The following is a 2,756-nucleotide window of genomic DNA, read 5'->3' on the forward strand; positions in this document are numbered from 1 at the left end:
CAACACGCACTCCTTCGCCTCCCGCCAGGTCGACTGCTCGACGGGTGACCCGGTGCAGTTCGCCGTCACCACCCCGACCGAGCTCCAGGCCCGGACCCAGCTGCGGTACAACCGCGGTCAGGACGCCTACTTCTACCTCTGGGACACCGACGAGGAGTGGGCGGGCACCTGCCGCGAGTTCGTCGTGACGCTGGTCGACGGCACGCAGCACACGGTCGACGTGCGGTTCGAGGACGCGTGACCGACGCCTGACGGCCGGATGAGGTGATCCGGCGGCGTCGGCCCGTTCGGCCGGCGTCCAGATCGGGACAGAGAGGGGCGTCCGGGACATCCCGGGCGCCCCTCCGTCGCGCTCGGCGTCGAATTCCCTACCGGATGTTCACGAAGGGGTATGCATGCTGCTGCATCCGGGTTAACGTCCATGTCACTCCCAGTAACCAACCCCGTGACCTGGAGGACTCCCCATGCAGCAGACCCGAACGAACCTGACCGCCCGATGAGACGCCGCAGGGCCGTCCTCGTCGCCCCGGTGGTGCTGGTGGCCATGCTGGCCGCTCCGCTGCCGGTCATGGCCACCTCGGCCGAGCCCGAGGTCCCGACCACCGCGGACATCACGGACGTGGAGAAGATCGCGACCGACTTCCTGGTGGCCAACGCGGCCGACTACGGCGTCGCGGTCTCGGACGTCGCCGACCTCGCGGTGCGCAGCGCCTACACGAGCAAGCACAACGGTGTGACGCACGTGAACGTGTTCCAGCGCTACGAGGGCCTCGAGGTCTTCACCGCCGCGGCGACGGTCAACGTGCGCAGCGACGGTTCCGTGCTGCACGTCGGCGAGGTCCTCGTCCCCGACCTGGCGCCCGCCCCCAGCGCCCCCGTCGAGGCCGACACGAGCCCGGTCGAGGCCGTCGAGGCGGCCGCCGAGGCGCTCGACCTGGACCAGCCCGAGGACCTGCGACCGGTGGTCGCGGCCCGGACCGCCTCCGACCCGGTCGAGACGCTGCTCACCGACGGCGGCATCTCCGACGAGCCCATCCCCACGACGCTGGGCTGGCAGCCCACCGACGAGGGGCTGCGGCTGGCCTACCAGGTCGTCATCGACGACTCGACCGACGTGCACCTTTACAACGCGACCATCGACGCCGAGACCGGCGAGATGCTCGAGGTCGAGGACTGGACCATCGAGCACGACCACGGGCAGATCGAGAGCACCATGGCCCGCACCGGGACCGCAGGGGCGGCCGCCGCGGCCCTGGACGACCACGACGACCACGACGACCACGGGCCGAGCACGCACGGCAGCAACGACCCGGTCGACGACGGGTCGAGCTACCGCGTCTACGAGATCCCCAAGGAGAGCCCCAACGACGGGCCCCAGACGGTCGTCACCAACCCGGCCGACCGCACCGGCTCCCCCTTCGNCGACGTGCACCTTTACAACGCGACCATCGACGCCGAGACCGGCGAGATGCTCGAGGTCGAGGACTGGACCATCGAGCACGACCACGGGCAGATCGAGAGCACCATGGCCCGCACCGGGACCGCAGGGGCGGCCGCCGCGGCCCTGGACGACCACGACGACCACGACGACCACGGGCCGAGCACGCACGGCAGCAACGACCCGGTCGACGACGGGTCGAGCTACCGCGTCTACGAGATCCCCAAGGAGAGCCCCAACGACGGGCCCCAGACGGTCGTCACCAACCCGGCCGACCGCACCGGCTCCCCCTTCGGCTGGCACGACACCGACGGCATCGAGGGCCCCGAGTACACGACGACGCGGGGCAACAACGTCCACTCCTACCTGGACCGCGACAACAACAACCAGCCCGACCCCGGCGGCGACGTCGACGGCGGCCCGGAGCTGATCTTCGACTTCACGGTCGACCTGAGCGCCAGCCCGCTGGACTACCAGCCCGCCGCCGTGACCAACCTGTTCTACCTCAACAACGTCGTCCACGACGTGATGTACCTGTACGGCTTCGACGAGCAGGCCGGCAACTTCCAGATGAACAACTATGGCCGGGGCGGCCAGGGCGGGGACTACGTCCGCGCCGAGGCCCAGGACGGCGGCGGCGTCAACAACGCCAACTTCTCCACGCCGGCGGCCGACGGCAGCCCGCCGCGGATGCAGATGTACCTGTGGAACCCCTCCGGCAACGCCGCCCCCAACCAGGTCGTCGTCGACAGCGGGTCGGCCGCCGGGACGTACGGCATGGGCAGCGCAGCCTTCGGCCCGTCCTTCAGCGCGGCCGGGGTCTCCGGTCCGTTCGCCGTGGTGGACGACGGCTCGGGCNAACCCCTCCGGCAACGCCGCCCCCAACCAGGTCGTCGTCGACAGCGGGTCGGCCGCCGGGACGTACGGCATGGGCAGCGCAGCCTTCGGCCCGTCCTTCAGCGCGGCCGGGGTCTCCGGTCCGTTCGCCGTGGTGGACGACGGCTCGGGCACGACCGAGGGCTGCGGCCCGCTGGTCGGCTTCCCGGCGGGTGCGGTCGCCATCGCCGACCGGGGTACCTGCCCGTTCGTCGACAAGGTCCTCAACGCCCAGAACGCCGGGGCGACCGCCGTCATCATCGGCAACAACGCCCCGGGCGCGACGATCGCCCTCGGCGGCGCCAACCCCGCGATCACCATCCCCTCGGGCATGGTCACGCAGGCCGACGCCACGACCATCAAGGCCGGCCTGCCCGCCACCGGCACCGTCCGCGCCAACCCGGACATCCCGCCGCAGCGCGACGGTGACCTGGAGAACGGG

At 71.2% G+C, this 2,756-nt stretch carries 2 protein-coding genes and 1 pseudogene; all 3 read left to right on the forward strand.

Translation table 11 applies throughout. The features are described from left to right. Positions 1 to 241, forward strand: a 241-nt coding sequence (locus ACR80Q_RS18195; protein ID WP_435379068.1) for a PxKF domain-containing protein, incomplete at its 5' end; no start/stop codon positions are given. 327 nt (positions 242 to 568) lie between these two features. Continuing rightward, a pseudogene (locus tag ACR80Q_RS18200) lies at positions 569 to 2,146 on the forward strand (M36 family metallopeptidase); the annotation flags it as partial. 220 nt (positions 2,147 to 2,366) lie between these two features. Continuing rightward, the coding region (locus ACR80Q_RS18205) for a PA domain-containing protein (RefSeq protein WP_435379069.1) at positions 2,367 to 2,756 on the forward strand (390 nt) is incomplete at its 3' end.

The organism is Aquipuribacter aurantiacus (assembly GCF_051216895.1).
Lineage (GTDB): Bacteria > Actinomycetota > Actinomycetes > Actinomycetales > JBBAYJ01 > Aquipuribacter.